The organism is Streptomyces sp. NPDC050147, assembly GCF_040660195.1.
In the GTDB taxonomy this organism is placed as follows: domain Bacteria; phylum Actinomycetota; class Actinomycetes; order Streptomycetales; family Streptomycetaceae; genus Streptomyces.
Window position 1 is genome coordinate 21989 of record NZ_JBFALJ010000006.1, and the last position, 16861, is coordinate 38849.

The window sequence follows — 16861 nt, forward strand, 5'->3', positions numbered from 1 at the left end:
GTCGGTCGCGACGGTGCGGGGCTCACGTCCCGAAGTGGGGCCGGAGGCTACTTCGCCTCGGCCTTCAGGATCTCGGCGAGCTCCTCGTCGGACTCGCGGCCCGGCGTCGGAAGGTTCCACTTGGTGATCGCGAAGCGGAAGACCACGTAGTAGACCGCCGCGAAGCACAGGCCCACCAGGGCCAGGCCCCATGGGTTGCTCGCGATGCCGAGGTTGAGGAAGAAGTCGACCGCTCCCGCCGAGAAGCCGAAGCCGTCCTTCATGCCGAGCGCCCAGGTCAGCGCCATGGAGACACCGGTGAGCACCGCGTGGATCGCGTACAGGACCGGGGCGATGAACATGAACGTGAACTCGATCGGCTCGGTCACACCGGTCACGAAGGCGGTGAGCGCGAGCGAGAACATCATGCCGCCGACGACCTTGCGGCGCTCGGGGCGGGCGCAGTGGACGATCGCGAGGCAGGCCGCGGGGAGCGCGAACATCATGATCGGGAAGAAGCCGGTCATGAACTGCCCGGCGGTCGGGTCACCGGCGAGGAAGCGGTTGATGTCACCGCTCTTGCCCTCGTACGAACCGGCCTGGAACCACGGGAAGGAGTTCAGCAGGTGGTGCATGCCGACCGGGATCAGCGCGCGGTTGGCGACACCGAAGATGCCCGCGCCCACGGCGCCCGAACCGACCAGCCACTCACCGAAGTTGTGCAGGCCCGTGCCGAGGACCGGCCAGATGTAACCGAAGACGATGCCGAGGATCAGGCCCGCGAAGGCCGCGAGGATCGGGACCAGACGGCGGCCGCCGAAGAAGCCGGCCCAGTCGGGCAGCTTGGTCCGGTAGAACTTCTGGTAGAGCAGGGCGACGACGATGCCCATCACGACACCGCCGAGGACCTTGGCGTCCACCGGGGCCTCGGTCATGACTATCTTGCCGTCGACGACCTTGGCGATCTTGTCGAGGTTCGGGTCGGTGAACGTCGCGAGGACGTTCTTGAAGACCAGGTAGCCGGTGACGGCGGCGAGAGCGGTCGAGCCGTCCGACTTCTTGGCGAAGCCGATCGCGATACCGACGGCGAACAGCAACGCCATGTTGTCGAGGATGGCGTTGCCACCCGCGGCCATGAAGGAGGCGATCTTGGTGACGAACGCCGGGAAGGATTCCCGGCCCAGCATGTCGGGGTTACCGAGTCGGACGAGCAGGGCGCCTGCGGGCAGCACGGCGACCGGCAGCATGAGGCTGCGGCCGATGCGCTGCATGACAGCCATCGCGCCGGAGCCCTTCTTCTTGTCGGCCGCGGGGGCGGCACTGGCCGTGGACACAACTTCCTCCAGTGGGCAAGGCGCCGCCTGGGGACATGGAAGAGGGGGACGGCGGCGTCTCCGGGGGCCGCGGCCGACGGCCGCGTGGTCTACACCATTAGTGGTGTAGACCTGTTGTAGCACGGTGAAGGTGACGTAAGGAACCCACGAGTTTTGTGGGGTCCGCCATAACGCGAAATAAACACTGAAAGGCCCCGGGACGTCAGCGTCCCAGGACCTTCCGGTGCGGAGCGGCAGCAGGCCGGGGCGACGGCCCTGCCAGCGGCTACGCCTTCGTCTGCTCCGCGTCCTGTGCTTCCGCTTCCTCCTCGGGCTCTCGTCCCGGCGTATGCAGGTCGAACTTGCGGATCACGAAGCTGAACAGGGCGTAGTACACGACGGCGAAGACGAGCCCGATCGGGATGATCAGCCAGGGTTTGGTCGCCAGACTCCAGTTGATGACGTAGTCGATCAGACCCGCCGAGAAGCTGAAGCCGTCCTTGACCCCCAGCCCCCACGTCACCGCCATCGAGACACCGGTGAGCACCGCGTGGATCGCGTACAGGGCGGGCGCGATGAAGAGGAACGAGTACTCGATCGGCTCGGTGATGCCCGTGACGAACGACGTCAGGCCGACCGAGAGCATCATGCCGCCGACCACCTTGCGCCGCTCCGGACGGGCCGCGTGGGTGATCGCCAGCGCCGCGGCGGGCAGCGCGAACATCATGATCGGGAAGAAGCCCGAGGTGAACTGACCGGCCGTCGGGTCGCCCGCCAGGAAGCGGTTGATGTCACCGTGGACCATCGTGCCGTCCGGCTTCTCGAAATCGCCGAACTGGAACCAGACGAACGTGTTCAGGAACTGATGCAGGCCGATCGTGAGCAGGGCGCGGTTGGCCACACCGAAGATCCCGGAGCCCAGCCACCCGAGATCCACGAGCCACTTGGAGAAGTCGGTCAGCGCGTCACCGATGGGCGGCCAGATCCACACGCACAGCCCGGCGAAGACCAGACCGACGAAGGCCATGATGATCGGCACGAGACGGCGGCCGTTGAAGAAGCCGAGCCAGTCGACCAGCTTCACGCGGTGATAGCGCTGCCAGAACCACGCGGACAGCAGACCCATCACGATGCCGCCGAAGACCCCCGGGTTCTGGTACGCGGCCTGCGCGGGCGTTCCGTCCTCCGCGATGCAGACCCCGCTCCACATGCCCGCGGCACCGAAGGTGGTGTCCGCCGGGCAGTCGTCGGGGAAGGCGCGCAGCACCGCGTAGTAGACGAGGAAACCCGCGACCGCGGCGAGTGCCGTGGAGCCGTCCGACTTCTTGGCCATGCCGATCGCGACACCGATACAGAACAGCAGGGGCAGCCCGAGGGTGGAGTCCAGGAGGGAACCGCCCGCCGCCGCGAAGACCTTGGCGACGTTGTCCCAGCCGAGGCCGTCCGCACCGAAGACGTCCGGTTGCCCGAGGCGGTTGAGGATGCCCGCGGCGGGCAGGACGGCGATGGGAAGCTGGAGGCTGCGGCCCATCTTCTGGAGACCCTGGAACAGGCCGTTCCACCACTTCTTCTGCGGCACCGCTGCTGCGTCGGTACTCATCGGCGTCCCCTCCGGAACAAGCCAGGTTTGGCGGGCGTTGAAAACTGGTGTAGACCAGTTGCGGAACGAGCGCGGTGCCGCCCCCACAGGCTTGACACGAGGGATGGCACCTTGATCGCCATCATTGGGTACGAGTGCCGTAGCCGCCCGCGAAGATGCTCCAACCGTGCGTTACCGTGACAAAGCGGGCCCACGGTGTGGTGAGGCCGCGTCCTTTAAGAACAGGGAGAAACCATGGCCAGCAAGGCTGAGAAGATCGTCGCCGGGCTCGGCGGCATCGACAACATCGAAGAGGTCGAGGGCTGCATCACCCGCCTCCGCACCGAGGTTCACGACCCGAGCCTCGTCGACGACGCCGCGCTGAAGGCCGCCGGCGCCCACGGCGTCGTCAAGATGGGCACCGCGATCCAGGTCGTCATCGGCACCGACGCCGACCCCATCGCCGCCGACATCGAAGACATGATGTGAGCCACAGCCACTGAGCCCACCCGCTGAGGGCCCCTGCCGACCACCGGCAAGGGCCCTCAGCCATGTACCGATCCGATGCCGCGGCCATGTGCCGATACGGCCGAGCGTCCCAGCCATGTGCCGATACGGCCCCTCGACCATGTGCCGATAGGGTCGGCCGCATGTCCTCCACGCCTCTCTCCACGCCTCTCTCCACGCCTCGAATCGACGGCCGCACCCCCACGCAACTCCGCCCGATCACCATCGAACGCGGCTGGAGCAAGCACGCCGAGGGCTCCGTCCTCATCTCCTTCGGCGACACCAAGGTCTTCTGCACCGCCTCCGTCACCGAAGGCGTCCCCCGCTGGCGCAAGGGCAGCGGCGAAGGCTGGGTCACCGCCGAATACTCGATGCTCCCGCGCTCCACCAACACCCGCGGCGACCGCGAATCCGTACGCGGCAAGATCGGCGGCCGCACCCACGAGATCTCCCGCCTCATCGGCCGCAGCCTCCGCGCCGTCATCGACTACAAGGCGCTCGGCGAGAACACCATCGTCCTCGACTGCGACGTCCTCCAAGCCGACGGCGGCACCCGCACGGCGGCCATCACCGGCGCCTACGTGGCGCTGGCCGACGCCGTCGCCTGGGCCCAGGGCAAGAAACTCATCAAAGCCGGCCGCAAGCCCCTCACCGACACCGTCAGCGCCGTCTCCGTCGGCATCGTCGGCGGCGTACCGCTCCTCGACCTCCGCTACGAGGAAGACGTGAAGGCCGACACCGACATGAACGTCGTCTGCACCGGCGACGGCCGCTTCGTCGAGGTCCAGGGCACCGCGGAAGCCGAGCCCTTCGACCGCAAGGAACTCAACGCCCTCCTCGACCTCGCCGTCGGCGGCTGCGAGGACCTGGCCGCCTTCCAGCGCGAGGCACTCGAAGCAACCAAGTAGCACCGGCGGCGAGGCCGCCAACCGGACGGCCCGGCAAGCAACCATCGAGCCCTCCACAAGCGTTCTAACGAATACGGGCGCACGGGCAAAGCCGTGCGCCCGTGACAGCACTCGGGAGGGACCCACCCATGGCCTCGCGCCACCGCCGTATCGCCATCGCCATCACGTCAGTTCTGATCGCCGTACCGGCGGGCGTAGGACTTGTCGGCTGCAGCGCCGTCGAGAAGGCCCTCGACTGCGTCCAGACCGCGGACGCCATAGCCGACAGCGTCACCGACCTCCAGCAGGCCGTCGAGAAGGCGGGCGACGACCCCACCCAGGCCGACAAGGCGCTCGACGACATCGACAAGAACATCGACGAAATCGGCGACAAGACCGACAACACCGACGTGAACAAGGCCGTCGACGACCTCGACAAGGCCGTCGACAACGTCCGCAAGTCCATCGACGGCGGCGACGCGACGCCCGACCTCAGCCCGATCACGGACGCGGCGGGTGAACTGACGAAGGTCTGCACGCCGTAACGTCCGGGGCAGGCCGGATACTGGTGGGCATGACCCGCCTCATCCTCGCCACCCGCAACGCCGGCAAGATCACGGAACTCAAGGCGATCCTCGCCGACGCAGGTCTCACCCACGACCTCGTCGGCGCGGACGCCTACCCCGAGATCCCCGACGTCAGGGAAACCGGCGTCACCTTCGCCGAGAACGCCCTCCTCAAGGCCCACGCCCTCGCCAAAGCCACCGGCCTCCCCGCGGTCGCCGACGACTCCGGCCTCTGCGTCGACGTACTCGGCGGCGCCCCCGGCATCTTCTCCGCCCGCTGGGCAGGCAAGCACGGCGACGACACCGCGAACCTGAACCTCCTCCTGGCCCAACTCGGCGACATCGACGCGGACGCCCACCGGGGCGCCCACTTCGCCTGCGCGGCGGCGCTTGCTCTGCCGGACGGCACCGAGCGGGTGGTGGAGGGCCAGCTGCGCGGCGTACTGCGCCACACCCCCTCAGGCTCGGGCGGCTTCGGCTACGACCCGATCCTCCAGCCGGAGGGGGAGACGAGGACGTGCGCGGAGCTTTCGGCCGCGGAGAAGAACGCGATCAGCCACCGGGGGAAGGCGTTCCGGGGGCTGGTGCCGGTGGTTCGGGAGTTGTTGGGCTGAGGAGGCGTGTGAACGCCGAAGGTCCGCCTCGCGGGGTGCGCGAGGCGGACCTTCGCCTTCGGTGCGGCCGATGGGATTCGAACCCACACGGGCTTTCGCCCACGGCGTTCTAAGCGCCGCTCGGCTGCCAGTTACGACACGGCCGCGTGCACGACCATGCTACCGGTCGGGTGTCTCTTGCCTAGGCCGAGCGTCTGCGGCCACCTCTGCACCACGTGTTGGTCACCGCATGACAGTTCGGGCACAACAACCGCAGATTCCTGCGCCGGTCATCGCTCCAGTCCCCATTGACGTGGTCGACCTCCAGCGTCATGGGCTTCCCGAGCCACTCGGGCGGTGTCCCGCACTCGTCACAGAGCTCGGAGACGCCGACCTCGCGTAGGGCTCGGCGCAGGAGAACGGTCCTGGTGCGGCGCTTACCGTCGTGTTTGACGAGCAGATCCGCTGCCGTCCTCAAGGGGGTTAATCCCGGCTTGCCCCGTTGGTGGGCTTGGCCCAGGAAATGAGATGTGTCGAGTCCGTCCTCTTCCAGCCACCGGTGGAAATGCGCGTACGGGCCGCCGGTCGGCGCCTTGCCCAGGGCGCGCAGTGCTTGTGCGATGGACGAGGACTGAGCGACCACCCGCCGCAGTTCGTCGGGGGAAGGTCTCTGGCACGCGGGGCGGCGCCGTGATCGTGGAAAGTGGGAGACGTCGATTCCGAACTGGTCGAACCGCCGGAACAGATGACGGCGGAGGTTGCCGTAAGGGCGCGTACCCAGGAACGCGATGACTTCGTCGATGCTCGAACAGCTCTCGGCAGCCTTCGTCAGCAACTCCCGCGTGTAGCGGACCGGCTCGCTCACGACGACTGTCGCCCCTTGGCCCGGCCTCGGTAAGTATCCGTGGTGGAGTGGCAGTTGGGGCATAGAAGCCGTAGATTCTCAATCCGGTTGTTGCGCCAGTCGCCGTCGATGTGGTCGACCTCCAGCGGAAGTGGATGCCCTCGCCACAGCGGTTCCGTTCCGCACATCGCGCATCGCTCGACGATGCCCAGCTTCTTCATGGCGCGCTTGAGCCGGTCACTTTGCATGCGTCGGGCGTTTGTCGGCTCTTGTCTGACGAGGAGCTGCTCCGGAGAGCGGCGCTGTCGGGGGAGGCCGACCCGTGAAGGTCTCCGGAAATGTGAGGTATCGATCCCGTACGCCTTGATGCGGCGGCTGATGTTCGTGTGATGGCCGCCCACGACTTCGATGCCCAAATACCGTAGAACATCGTTCATGGTGGTCGACGCGGCCACCGCGGGTTCAAGCACTTCTCTCGTCCACCGTGCACCCGTCTCCCGCTCGAAATGCGACGTATCCACCCCCAGCCTCTTCATCCGCTCGTGGACGTACCGCCGCGTCGAACTCTTCGGATCCACCCCCAGTTTTCGCAACGCCTCGGACAGCGTCCGCGACGAACTGGCAGCTTCCGCCAGCCGCTCTCTGGTGTACGGACTGACCGGCATCGTTCCCCTCCGCATCCGACCGCGCATCGCAGTCTCGTACGGCCTAACGAACCGACAATCGGACAGTCACGTCCGTAATGCGGAACGGCCCGCCCCACTTGTGAGAGGGGGCGGGCCGTTCCGGGGTGACGGGAGGGCGGGGGGTCAGAAGCGGGGGACCGGTGCCGCCGCCTCCACCATTTCCGCTGCCTCCTCCTTCGTCTCCACCGACGGGGGCGAGCCCGACAGCGGCTTCTGGGCCGTTTCCTTCATGCAGGCCACCGCGATGATGCCCACCAGCGCCGCTGCCATCGAGTAGTACGCCGGGACCATGTCCGTCCCCGTGATGCTGATCAGGGATGTGATGACCAGGGGGGCCGTGCCGCCGAAGAGGGACGCGGAGAGGTTGTAGCCGACCGACAGGGAGCCGTAGCGGACCGACGTGGGGAACAGGGCCGGGAGCGTGGCCGACATCGTGCCGAGCAGGCAGACCAGGGAGAGGCCCAGCAGGAGCATGCCGCCGGAGACCGCGAGCAGGCTGCCCTGCTTGATCAGGAGGAACGCCGGGATCGAGATGACGAAGAAGCTGATCATGCCCGTCATCAGGAGCGGCTTTCGGCCGAAGCGGTCGGACAGCTTGCCCACCTGGCTGATGATCAGCATCAGGATCACCATCGTGCCGATGAGGATCAGCAGGCCGTGCGAGTCGTCGTAGCCGAGTTCGTCGGAGAGGTACGTCGGCATGTACGACAGGAGCATGTAGTCGGTGACGTTGTACGCGCCTACCAGGGCGATGCACAGGATCAACGTGGGCCAGTAGTTGGTGAAGATCTTCGCCAGGTCGCCCTTCGCCGTGGTCTCCACGGTGGACGCGCCCTCGGACGCCGAGTGGTAGGTGGCGTCCTCCATCTTCTGGAACGCGGGCGTCTCGTCGAGCTTCAGTCGCAGGTAGAGGCCGACGAGGCCGAGCGGGCCCGCGACGAGGAACGGGACGCGCCAGCCCCAGGACTCCATCGTGTCCGCGCCGAGCGCGCTGTTGAGGATCAGGACGAGGCCCGCCGCGCCCGTGTAGCCGGCGAGTGTGCCGAGCTCCAGGAAGCTGCCGAAGTAGCCGCGGCGCTTGTCGGGCGCGTACTCGGCGATGAAGGTCGACGCGCCGCCGTACTCGCCGCCCGTGGAGAAGCCCTGGACGAGGCGGAAGAAGATCAGCAGGACCGGGGCCCAGAAGCCGATCGTGGCGTAGGACGGGATCAGGCCGATGGCGAGGGTGCCGATGGCCATCATGATCATCGTCAGTGCGAGGACCTTCTTGCGGCCGATCTTGTCGCCCATGGGGCCGAAGACCATGCCGCCGATGGGGCGTACGAGGAAGGAGACCGCGAAGGTGGCGAACGAGGAGATCAGCTGGACGGTGTCGTTTCCGGAAGGGAAGAAGACGTGTCCGATGGTGACGGCGAGGTAGCTGTAGATGCCGAAGTCGAACCATTCCATGGCGTTGCCGAGCGAGGCCGCTTTGACCGCCCGCTTGACCGCGGCATCGTCCGTGACCGTGATGTCTGTCCGGCGCAGCGGGGGGTTCGCGCGCCGTTTGGCGGCTCGGAAGAGGGTGCGGTGCCGTTTGACGGCCTCGGTATCGGCCTCTGCCTCGTCGTGGGCCGCCATGGGTAGTCCTTCCGTTCTGCGAACAATCCTCCTGGGATCATTTGCTCGAACATGCCCGACGCAAACGAACGCCCCCGTGAAGGGGGCGTTCGTCACAGTTGTCTCGGGAGGGGAAGGGGCAGGTCAGATGGCAGTCAGATGCCCAGGTCCTTGATGATCTTGGCTACGTGGCCGGTCGCCTTGACGTTGTAGAAGGCGTGCTCGACCTTGCCGGTCTCGTCGACCACGATCGTGGAGCGGATGACGCCGGTCACGGTCTTGCCGTACAGCTTCTTCTCGCCGAAGGCGCCGTATGCCTCCAGGGTCTCCTTGGAGGGGTCGCCGACCAGTGTGACCTTGAGGTTCTCCTGCTCGCGGAACTTGGCGAGCTTCTCCGGCTTGTCGGGGGACACGCCGATGACGTCGTAGCCGGCGGTGGCGAGGGCGTCGAGGTTGTCCGTGAAGTCGCAGGCCTGCTTGGTGCAGCCGGGGGTGAGGGCGGCGGGGTAGAAGTAGACGATGACCTTGCGGCCCTTGTGGTCGGCCAGGGAGACCTCGTTGCCGTCGGCGTCCGGCAGGGTGAAGGCCGGGGCCGTGTCGCCGGGGGTGAGTCGCTCGCTCATCTTCGGTCTCCTCGCACAGGATGCTCGTATTCGCAGGATGCTCGTAAAACGTGTGGTGACGGAGTCGAGCGTAATAGGGGTGCCGTGGGGTGCGGTGCGCCCGGAGCTGACAGACTGTCGGCGGCAGCACGTGCAGAAGGAAATGACAGCCGGACACGACCACGGAGGCAGCGCGGTGTCGGACACGTCGGATATCAGGACCCCGGCGCAGATCGAGGCGGACATCAAGCGCCGTCGCGTGACGCTCGCCGAGACGCTCGACGAGATCGGGGTGCGGGTCCACCCGAAGACGATCGCGGGTGACGCGAAGGCGAAGGTCGTCGCCAAGGTGGACAGCTCCCTCGGGCGGGCGTACGTCGGTGCCAACCGCGTCGTCTCCGATGTGCGGGCCCAGCTCGTGCACGAGGACGGTGCGCCGCGTCTGGAGCGCATCGTGCCGGTGGCGCTGGTGGTCGTGGGTCTCGTGGGGATGCTCGCGGTGGGTTCGCGGCGACGCAAGGACTGACCCGGCATCGTCGGGGTGGGCCGTCGGCAGGTAAGTTCGGGGCGTGAGCGCCAAGAGCCGGGGACACAGCCCCCACGACGACAAGCTGCCCATCCGGATGCTGCACGACCGTGTGCTCGTGCGGCAGGACACCGCCGAGGGCGAGCGCAAGTCGGGCGGCGGCATCCTGATCCCGGCGACGGCCGCTGTCGGCAGGCGTCTCGCCTGGGCGGAGGTCGTGGCCGTCGGGCAGAACGTGCGTGCGGTGGAGCCGGGTGACCGGGTCCTGTACGACCCGGAGGACCGGGCCGAGGTGGAGGTGCGGGGCGTGGCGTATGTGCTGATGCGCGAGCGTGATCTGCATGCCGTGGCCGCGGACCGGTTCGAGGGTTCCGAGGATTCGACGGGGCTGTATTTGTAGGTCCGTGGCCCTGTAGGTCTGTGGATCTGTGGGCCGTGCTAAGAACGTCCGTAAGGGCTGGTGACCATGGTCACCAGCCCTTACGCGTGTTGTTTGCTACCTTTTAAGGACCCCGACGAGACGCGCCGTACCGGGTTTCCGCAAAGACGACGCACCCCCATTCAAGTGACGTGTTCTCGCGTCCCGCGTGTCGGAGGTGCTGTCGTGGCCTGGGTTTTGTTGATCGTCGCCGGTCTGCTCGAGGTGGGCTGGTCGATCGGGATGAAGTTCACCGAGGGGTTCACCCGGTTGTGGCCGAGTGTGTTCACCGGTCTGGGGATCGTCGCGAGCATGATGTTGTTGTCTCATGCCGCCAAGACGCTGCCCATCGGTACGGCGTACGGCGTGTGGGTCGGTATCGGTGCCGCCGGTGCGGCGGTGGTCGGGATGATGGTGCTCGGTGAGCCCGCCACGGCCGCCCGGATCTTCTTCGTCGTGTTGCTGCTGGTCGCCGTCGTGGGTCTGAAGGCGACCTCGGGGCACTGACGCCGGGGAGATTCGTCAGAAGGACCCTAGTGGTACGAGGGGCTCCCGGCGCCGGTCCTTCTGGGGGTCATGCCATCGGTCAGGCCGCCCAGGTCCGCGCCGCCGTCGTCGCCCGTTCCGCCGTCGGCCGTGGAGCCGTCGGTCTGGCCGCCCTGGGCGACGCCTCCGTCGGCGGTGGCGCCCCCGTCGGCCGTCGTGCCGTCGGTGGCGCCGCCGTCCGTGGGGCCGCCCTGGGTCTGGCCTTGGTCCTGACCTTGGGTCTGGCCCTGATCCTGGCCTTGCGTCTGGCCTTGGTCCTGGCCTTGGGTCTGGCCTTGGTCCTGGCCTTGGGTCTGGCCCTGGTCCTGGCCTTGCGTCTCGTCGTCTCCGCCCGTGGTGGCCCCGCCGGTGGCCGGGTCCTCCTCGGTGTCCGAGGGGTCGGGGGCGGGCGGCACGTCGGCGCCGTCCTCAAGTTCCAGGTCGAAGTCCTGCACGGGCTCGCCTTCCAGGGCGTTCTGGGTGAACTGGGCCCAGATCTGCGCGGGGTAGCCGCCGCCGTTGATGCGGGCCTCGCCGAGCGCCCCGTACAGCGGGGTGTGCGCGCCGGTGTCCGGGTTCTGGCCCATCACGGCGACCACGGTGGCGAGTTCGGGGGTGTAGCCCGCGAACCAGGCGGCCTTGTCCTCCTCGGCGGTGCCGGTCTTGCCCGCGGCGGGGCGGCCCGCGGCCTGGGCTGCCGTGCCGGTGCCGCCGTCGACGACGCTCTGCAGGATCGAGGTGGTGGTGTCGGCGGCCTCGCGGCTGACGGCCTGCGCGGTGGTCTGCTCGGGCAGTTCGACCTCTTGGCCGCCCTTGGTGACCTTTTCGACCATGGTGTACGTGGGGTGCTTGCCGTGGTTGGCGAGCGTCGCGTACGCCTCGGTCATGTCCAGGACGGAGGCCGTGGAGGGGCCGAGCGCGATGGAGGGGGACGCGGTCAGGTCGGGGGTGTTCTCGGGGACACCGAGGGCGACCGCGGTCTCCTTGACCTTGTCCGAGCCGACGTCGACGGCCATCTGCGCGTACACGGAGTTGACGGACTTGTCGGTGGCGGTGCGGACGGTGATGTCGCCGTAGTCGACGTCGTCCTCGTTCTCGGGGGCGTAGGTTCCGCCGTCCCAGCCTTGTACGGGGCGCTTGTTGGTGCCGTCGTAGATCGTGTTCGGGGTGATGGGCAGGCCGTCCTGGGTGACCGAGCCGTTCTCCACGGCCGAGGTGAAGACGAACGGCTTGAAGGTGGAGCCCACTTGGTAGTCGCGGCGTGTGGCGTTGTTGACGTACTGCTTGGTGTAGTCGATGCCGCCGTACATGGCGACGACCTTGCCGGTCTTCGGGTCGATCGAGGCGCCGCCCGCACGTACGTTGCGGTCGACCTTGCGGGCCTTCTTGTCGATCTTGGACATCACCTGGTCGTCGACGGCCTCCTTGAAGGCGTCCTGGCGGTCCTTCTGGAGAGTGGTGGTGATGCGGTAGCCGCCCTTGGCCAGGGTGTCCTCGTCGACGATGTCGTTGGACGTCAGGTAGTCCTCGACGGCCTGCACGAGATAGCCGCGCTGGCCGGAGAGACCAGAGGCGCCCTTGGCCTCCTTCGGCTCGGGGAACTTGGTCTTCGCCCGTTCGGCGGCGCTGAGCCAGCCCTCCTTGACCATGCCGTCGAGGACGTAGTTCCAGCGGCCCACGGCGCGCTGCTTGTTCTCCGGGTGGGTCGCCACGTCGTAGGCGTTGGGGGAGTTGAGGAGTGTCGCCAGGTAGGCGCCCTGCGCGGTGTTCAGCTTCTTGACGTCCTTGCCGAAGTACGCCTGGGCGGCGGCCTGCACGCCGTACGCGTTGCGCCCGAAGTAGCTGGTGTTCAGGTACCCGGCGAGGATGTCGTCCTTGCTGACCTCGCGGTCCAGCTTGATGGAGATGAAGAATTCCTTGGCCTTGCGCGAGACGGTCTGTTCCTGGCCCAGGTAGTAGTTCTTCACGAACTGCTGGGTGATCGTCGAACCGGACTGCTTTCCCTTGCCGGTGACGGTGTTGTAGGCGGCGCGGATCATCGCCTTCGGGTCGACCGCGGACTCGCTGTAGAAGTCCCGGTCCTCGGCGGCGAGCGCGGCGTGCTGGACTTCCTTGGGGACCTGGCTCAGCGGTACGTTCTCGCGGTTGACCTCGCCGTCGCGGGCCAGTTGGGTGCCGTCGGCATAGAGGTAGACGTTGCTCTGGGCGGTGGCCGCCGCGTTGGCCGGCGGGATGTCGACGATCATGTAGCCCGCGACGAAGCCGCCGACGCAGAGCAGGATCAGCAGGATGAAACCGCCGAGGACCATGCGCCAGGTGGGGAAGATCCGCCGCCAGCCCTTGCGCTTGGGGCGTTTCTTCTTGCCCTTCGCGCCGTCGGCGCCTTCGGTGTCTTCGGCGCTCTGGTCAGGGGTCTGTGGGGCGGCCGGGCCGGCGGGGCTGTCCACGGGGTCGCGGGGCGCCCAGCCCTCGGGTTCTCCGGCACCCCGCTGCTGCGGCTCGTCGCTGCTCATGTCTCGTGGAACTCCCGGTTCGCGTCGCACGTCACGTACGCCTCGTACGACCCATTGCACACTGTCGCTTCCTGCGTTCCGCGCCAGGCACGCTTCATGCCCGTAAATTGCCTGGCACGGGTGTCTCCGTCAGTACTAGGCTCCGTCCCTTTGGCCCGGAACGGGCAAGGCTCTCGATAAAGGGGATGCGTGTGCGTACAGGACGGTTCCGCTTGTACGCGGCCGTCGCCCGAGGAGGATTCAGGCGGTACGCGACGTATCGGACGGCGACCCTGGCGGGAGTGTTCACCAACACCGTCTTCGGGCTGATCCTCGCGTACACCTACATCGCGCTCTGGGACGAGCGGCCGGGGCTCGGCGGATACGACCAGGCGCAGGCGCTGACCTTCGTATGGCTGGGGCAGGCGCTGCTCACGGTGATGGCGCTGATGGGCGGCGGCTTCGAGGGCGAGCTGATCGAGCGGATCCGCACGGGGGACATCGCCGTCGACCTGTACCGCCCGGCCGACCTGCAGCTCTGGTGGCTGGCGACCGACCTGGGCCGTGCCCTGTTCCAGCTGCTCGGGCGCGGTGTGGTGCCGATGGTGGTGGGCGCCCTCATCTTCGACCTGGCCCTGCCCGCCGAGCCGCTGCGCTGGTTCGCGTTCCTGCTCGCGGTGGTCCTCGGCGCCCTCGTCAGCTTCGCGATCCGCTTCCTGGTGGCGCTCTCCGCGTTCTGGCTGATGGACGGCGCGGGCACCAGCCAGGTGGCGATGCTCGCGGGCACCTTCTTCTCCGGGATGCTGCTCCCGCTGAACGTCTTCCCGGGCGCGCTCGGCGAGTTCGCCCGCGCGCTGCCCTGGTCGGCGCTGCTCCAGGTGCCCGCCGACGTGTTCCTCGGCAAGCACACGGGCGTGGACCTGCTGCGGACGTACGCCTTCCAGATCGGCTGGGCCGCGGCGCTGCTCACGACCGGGCGGCTGCTGCAGACCGTGGCCACGCGGCGGGTGGTGGTCCAGGGTGGCTGATCCGACCCGGGCGGGGGAGAACCGTACGCGAGCGGGGGAGGGCCCTACGCGGGTGCGGGAGGACCGTACGCAGGCGGGGGAAGGTCTTGCGCAGGTGCGGGACGGGCTGCGGGCCTACCGGCTGATCTCCGCCATGTGGATCCGCTCCCTCATGGCCTACCGGCTGTCCTTCGTGATGACCGCGTTCGGCAACTTCGCCGTGACCGCCTTCGACTTCGTGGCGATCTTGCTGATGTTCTCCCGGGTCGACCGGCTCGGCGGCTACTCGCTCTCCGAGATCGCCCTCCTGTACGGCGCCACGTGCACCTCCTTCGGGCTCGCCGACCTCGCCCTCGGCTCCATGGACCGGCTCGGCAGGCGGGTGCGGGACGGCACGCTCGACACGCTCCTGGTGCGGCCCGCCCCGGTGATCGCGCAGGTCGCCGCCGACCGCTTCGGGCTGCACCGCGTCGGGCGGCTGCTGCAGGGCGCGCTCGTCCTGGGGTACGCGCTCGTGGTCCTGGACATCGGCTGGACCCCGCTGAAGGTGCTGATGATCCCGCTGATGCTGCTCTGCGGCGCGGGCATCTTCGCGGCCGTGTTCGTGGCGGGCGCCGCCTTCCAGTTCGCGGCGCGGGACGCGGCCGAGGTGCAGAACGCCTTCACGTACGGCGGCACCACGCTGCTCCAGTTCCCGCCGACCGTCTTCGCCAAGGACCTGGTGCGCGGCGTCACCTTCATCCTGCCGCTGGCCTTCGTGAACTGGCTGCCCGCGCTGTACGTCCTGGGGCGGCCCTATCCGCTGGACCTGCCGACCTGGGTGGCGTTCGCGCCGCCGCTGGTGGCCGCCCTTCTTCTCGCACTCGCGGGCCTCGCCTGGCGCACGGGCCTTCGTTCGTATCGCAGTACAGGGAGCTGAACTTCCGTGGAACCGGACCTCATTGAGCTGGACGGCGTCGAGAAGGTTTTCGACGTCACCAAGAAGACCGGCTTCATGCGGCGCGAGAAGCACGAGGTGCGCGCCGTCGACGGCATCACCTTCACCGTGCCGCGCGGCGAGATGGTCGGCTACATCGGCCCGAACGGCGCGGGCAAGTCGACGACGATCAAGATGCTGACGGGCATCCTGACGCCCAGCGGCGGCCGGCTGCGGGTCGCGGGAATCGACCCCTCCCGCGAGCGCACCCGCCTCACACGGCGCATCGGCGTGGTCTTCGGGCAGCGCACCACGCTGTGGTGGGACCTGCCGCTGATCGACTCGTACCGCCTGATGCACCGCATGTACCGCATCCCGGACGCCCGCTTCAAGGAGAACCTCGACCGGTGCGTGGAACTCCTGGAGCTGGGCGCTCTGTTGGACGTCCCCGTGCGCCAGCTCTCGCTCGGCCAGCGGATGCGCGGTGACATCGCGGCGGCGCTCCTGCACGATCCGGAGGTGCTGTATCTGGACGAGCCGACGATCGGTCTCGACGTGATCAGCAAGGCCAAGGTGCGAGGGTTCCTGCGGGACTTGAACGAGCAGGCGGGTACGACGGTCCTGCTCACCACGCATGACCTCACCGACATCGAGCAGCTCTGCAAGCGGGTGATGGTCATCGACCACGGGCGTCTGATGTACGACGGCGCGCTGGCCGGGCTGCACGAGGTGGGCGAGAGCGAGCGCACCCTGGTCGTCGACCTGGAGCGTGAACTGCCGCCCATCGAGGTGGAGTCGGCGCGGGTGGTGAAGGTGGAGGGCCCGCGGCAGTGGCTCGCCTTCCCCGCGGCGGAGTCGGCGGCTCCGCTCGTGGCCCGGGTCGCGGCCCGCTATCCGATGGTCGACCTCTCGGTCAGGGAACCCGACATCGAGGCCGTCATCGCCAAGATGTACGCGGAGAAGGCGACCTCGTAGGCTGCTTCGTATGACCGACGAGCAGCCTCATCTTCCGGACCTGCGGGCCGCCGACGCCGACCGCGAGCGCGTCGCCGAACGACTCCGTGACGCCGTGGCCGAGGGCCGCCTCGACATGGAGGAGTTCGAGGAGCGCCTGGACGCGACGTACAAGGCGCGTACGTACGGCGAGCTGGAGCCGATCACGCGGGACCTGCCGGCGGCGGGCACCAAGGTGTCCATGGTGAAGGGCCCGGTGAGCGACGACCCCGCCGCCATCGACTGGTCCGAGCGGATGGTGAGCGGCGAACCCACCTCGAAGCTCGGCTTCGCCTTCTGGGGCGGGTTCGGTCGCAAGGGCGGCTGGGTGGTCGGCCGGCAGTTCGACGGGTTCGCGATGTGGGGCGGCGGTGAGATCGACCTGCGCGAGGCGCGGTTCACGGAGCGCGACGTGGAGATCCGCTGCTGGACCATCATGGGCGGCATCCAGGTCATCGTGCCGCCCGAGATGAACGTCCTGGTCAAGGGCTTCGGCTTCATGGGCGGCTTCGACGACAAGGCGACCGGGGAGGGCACTCCCGGTTCGCCTCGCGTGGTCGTCAAGGGCTTCGCCCTGATGGGCGGCGTCGGCGTGGACCGCAAGATCCGCCGGGTCGAGAAGCTGCGCCTGAAGGAGGAGCGGCGCCGCGAGCGTCTTGCGAGGCGCGAGGAGCGGCGCGCGGCGCAGTTGGAGCGCGGGGACAAGGTCAAGGACAAGGATCGCCGGCGGCGCCACGGGGAGCTCCACCGCGGGTCGGACTCCTCGCATCCGGCGGCGGGGGAGTACGGCGCCGGGGGCGGCGAATAGCGCCGCCCACGGCGGTGGGGG

General features: G+C 68.1%; 18 protein-coding genes, 1 tRNA gene and 1 riboswitch. Of the genes, 11 read left to right on the top strand and 8 right to left on the bottom strand.

What is annotated here, in order from left to right; all coding sequences use genetic code 11:
- Positions 1 to 47 precede the first annotated feature (47 nt).
- Together AB0I94_RS11870 and AB0I94_RS11875 are read right to left on the bottom strand one after the other, a co-directional pair.
- The gene (locus tag AB0I94_RS11870; protein ID WP_363309356.1) at positions 48 to 1313 is read right to left on the bottom strand and encodes a PTS transporter subunit EIIC; all 1266 of its coding nucleotides are present in this window, start codon (positions 1311 to 1313) and stop codon (positions 48 to 50) included.
- 265 nt (positions 1314 to 1578) lie between these two features.
- Complete coding sequence (locus AB0I94_RS11875) at positions 1579 to 2892, bottom strand: PTS transporter subunit EIIC (protein WP_363309357.1); 1314 nt, start codon at positions 2890 to 2892, stop codon at positions 1579 to 1581.
- 234 nt (positions 2893 to 3126) lie between these two features.
- On the opposite strand from AB0I94_RS11875, the gene AB0I94_RS11880 reads away from it, so the two are divergent.
- From AB0I94_RS11880 to rdgB, 4 genes are all read left to right on the top strand, one after another.
- Positions 3127 to 3360, top strand: a complete 234-nt coding sequence (locus AB0I94_RS11880; protein WP_363309358.1) for a PTS glucose/sucrose transporter subunit IIB — start codon at positions 3127 to 3129, stop codon at positions 3358 to 3360.
- Between the two features lie 161 nt (positions 3361 to 3521).
- Entirely contained in the window at positions 3522 to 4286 is a 765-nt protein-coding gene (gene rph / locus AB0I94_RS11885) for a ribonuclease PH (protein WP_363309359.1), read from the top strand.
- 128 nt (positions 4287 to 4414) lie between these two features.
- The gene (locus tag AB0I94_RS11890; protein WP_363309360.1) at positions 4415 to 4810 is read left to right on the top strand and encodes a hypothetical protein; all 396 of its coding nucleotides are present in this window, start codon (positions 4415 to 4417) and stop codon (positions 4808 to 4810) included.
- Between the two features lie 29 nt (positions 4811 to 4839).
- Positions 4840 to 5445, top strand: a complete 606-nt coding sequence (rdgB, locus tag AB0I94_RS11895; protein WP_363309361.1) for an RdgB/HAM1 family non-canonical purine NTP pyrophosphatase — start codon at positions 4840 to 4842, stop codon at positions 5443 to 5445.
- A gap of 62 nt (positions 5446 to 5507) precedes the next feature.
- Here the strand turns inward: rdgB and AB0I94_RS11900 are convergent.
- From AB0I94_RS11900 to bcp, 5 genes are all read right to left on the bottom strand, one after another.
- A tRNA-Leu gene (locus AB0I94_RS11900) sits at positions 5508 to 5591 on the bottom strand.
- A gap of 35 nt (positions 5592 to 5626) precedes the next feature.
- On the bottom strand, positions 5627 to 6289 hold the full coding sequence (locus AB0I94_RS11905; RefSeq protein ID WP_363309362.1) for an HNH endonuclease: 663 nt from the start codon (positions 6287 to 6289) through the stop codon (positions 5627 to 5629).
- Positions 6286 to 6933 (bottom strand): HNH endonuclease signature motif containing protein, encoded by a 648-nt coding sequence (locus AB0I94_RS11910; RefSeq protein WP_363309363.1) that lies wholly within the window; start codon positions 6931 to 6933, stop codon positions 6286 to 6288. The genes AB0I94_RS11905 and AB0I94_RS11910 overlap by 4 nt, the downstream gene beginning before the upstream one ends.
- Before the next feature lie 144 nt (positions 6934 to 7077).
- Positions 7078 to 8574: a glycine betaine/L-proline transporter ProP gene (gene proP / locus AB0I94_RS11915; RefSeq protein ID WP_363309364.1), complete on the bottom strand. Its 1497-nt coding sequence runs from the start codon at positions 8572 to 8574 to the stop codon at positions 7078 to 7080.
- Positions 8575 to 8708: 134 nt separating this feature from the next.
- Complete coding sequence (gene bcp, locus AB0I94_RS11920; RefSeq protein ID WP_363309365.1) at positions 8709 to 9176, bottom strand: thioredoxin-dependent thiol peroxidase; 468 nt, start codon at positions 9174 to 9176, stop codon at positions 8709 to 8711.
- 175 nt (positions 9177 to 9351) lie between these two features.
- On the opposite strand from bcp, the gene AB0I94_RS11925 reads away from it, so the two are divergent.
- The 3 genes from AB0I94_RS11925 to AB0I94_RS11935 all read left to right on the top strand — a co-directional run bounded on the left by AB0I94_RS11925 (position 9352) and on the right by AB0I94_RS11935 (position 10606).
- Entirely contained in the window at positions 9352 to 9681 is a 330-nt protein-coding gene (locus tag AB0I94_RS11925) for a DUF3618 domain-containing protein (protein WP_363309585.1), read from the top strand.
- Between the two features lie 43 nt (positions 9682 to 9724).
- Positions 9725 to 10081, top strand: a complete 357-nt coding sequence (locus tag AB0I94_RS11930; RefSeq protein WP_363309366.1) for a co-chaperone GroES — start codon at positions 9725 to 9727, stop codon at positions 10079 to 10081.
- Positions 10082 to 10175: 94 nt separating this feature from the next.
- Positions 10176 to 10237, top strand: a riboswitch (guanidine-III (ykkC-III) riboswitch).
- 48 nt (positions 10238 to 10285) lie between these two features.
- Positions 10286 to 10606, top strand: coding sequence for an SMR family transporter (locus AB0I94_RS11935; protein WP_160505255.1), 321 nt, complete (start codon positions 10286 to 10288; stop codon positions 10604 to 10606).
- A gap of 26 nt (positions 10607 to 10632) precedes the next feature.
- Here AB0I94_RS11935 and AB0I94_RS11940 read toward each other — a convergent pair whose 3' ends face one another.
- Positions 10633 to 13137, bottom strand: coding sequence for a transglycosylase domain-containing protein (locus AB0I94_RS11940; protein WP_363309367.1), 2505 nt, complete (start codon positions 13135 to 13137; stop codon positions 10633 to 10635).
- 185 nt (positions 13138 to 13322) lie between these two features.
- Here AB0I94_RS11940 and AB0I94_RS11945 point away from each other — a divergent pair, with 185 nt between their 5' ends.
- The 4 genes from AB0I94_RS11945 to AB0I94_RS11960 are packed head-to-tail and all read left to right on the top strand — an operon-like array spanning position 13323 to position 16840.
- The gene (locus AB0I94_RS11945) at positions 13323 to 14144 is read left to right on the top strand and encodes an ABC-2 family transporter protein (RefSeq protein ID WP_363309368.1); all 822 of its coding nucleotides are present in this window, start codon (positions 13323 to 13325) and stop codon (positions 14142 to 14144) included.
- 52 nt (positions 14145 to 14196) lie between these two features.
- The gene (locus AB0I94_RS11950) at positions 14197 to 15042 is read left to right on the top strand and encodes an ABC transporter permease (RefSeq protein WP_363309586.1); all 846 of its coding nucleotides are present in this window, start codon (positions 14197 to 14199) and stop codon (positions 15040 to 15042) included.
- A 6-nt stretch (positions 15043 to 15048) separates the two neighbouring features.
- The gene (locus AB0I94_RS11955) at positions 15049 to 16014 is read left to right on the top strand and encodes an ABC transporter ATP-binding protein (protein WP_363309369.1); all 966 of its coding nucleotides are present in this window, start codon (positions 15049 to 15051) and stop codon (positions 16012 to 16014) included.
- Between the two features lie 10 nt (positions 16015 to 16024).
- Positions 16025 to 16840: a DUF1707 domain-containing protein gene (locus tag AB0I94_RS11960; RefSeq protein ID WP_363309370.1), complete on the top strand. Its 816-nt coding sequence runs from the start codon at positions 16025 to 16027 to the stop codon at positions 16838 to 16840.
- Positions 16841 to 16861: the final 21 nt, after the last annotated feature.

Excerpts from the sequence above, each read along its gene's own strand:
- AB0I94_RS11875 (WP_363309357.1), bottom strand. The coding sequence starts at position 2,892 with ATGAGTACCGACGCAGCAGCGGTGCCGCAGAAGAAGTGGTGGAACGGC.
- AB0I94_RS11880 (WP_363309358.1), top strand. The coding sequence starts at position 3,127 with ATGGCCAGCAAGGCTGAGAAGATCGTCGCCGGGCTCGGCGGCATCGAC.
- rph (WP_363309359.1), top strand. The coding sequence starts at position 3,522 with ATGTCCTCCACGCCTCTCTCCACGCCTCTCTCCACGCCTCGAATCGAC.
- AB0I94_RS11890 (WP_363309360.1), top strand. The coding sequence starts at position 4,415 with ATGGCCTCGCGCCACCGCCGTATCGCCATCGCCATCACGTCAGTTCTG.
- rdgB (WP_363309361.1), top strand. The coding sequence starts at position 4,840 with ATGACCCGCCTCATCCTCGCCACCCGCAACGCCGGCAAGATCACGGAA.
- AB0I94_RS11910 (WP_363309363.1), bottom strand. The coding sequence starts at position 6,933 with ATGCCGGTCAGTCCGTACACCAGAGAGCGGCTGGCGGAAGCTGCCAGT.
- proP (WP_363309364.1), bottom strand. The coding sequence starts at position 8,574 with ATGGCGGCCCACGACGAGGCAGAGGCCGATACCGAGGCCGTCAAACGG.
- bcp (WP_363309365.1), bottom strand. The coding sequence starts at position 9,176 with ATGAGCGAGCGACTCACCCCCGGCGACACGGCCCCGGCCTTCACCCTG.
- AB0I94_RS11940 (WP_363309367.1), bottom strand. The coding sequence starts at position 13,137 with ATGAGCAGCGACGAGCCGCAGCAGCGGGGTGCCGGAGAACCCGAGGGC.
- AB0I94_RS11945 (WP_363309368.1), top strand. The coding sequence starts at position 13,323 with ATGCGTGTGCGTACAGGACGGTTCCGCTTGTACGCGGCCGTCGCCCGA.
- AB0I94_RS11960 (WP_363309370.1), top strand. The coding sequence starts at position 16,025 with ATGACCGACGAGCAGCCTCATCTTCCGGACCTGCGGGCCGCCGACGCC.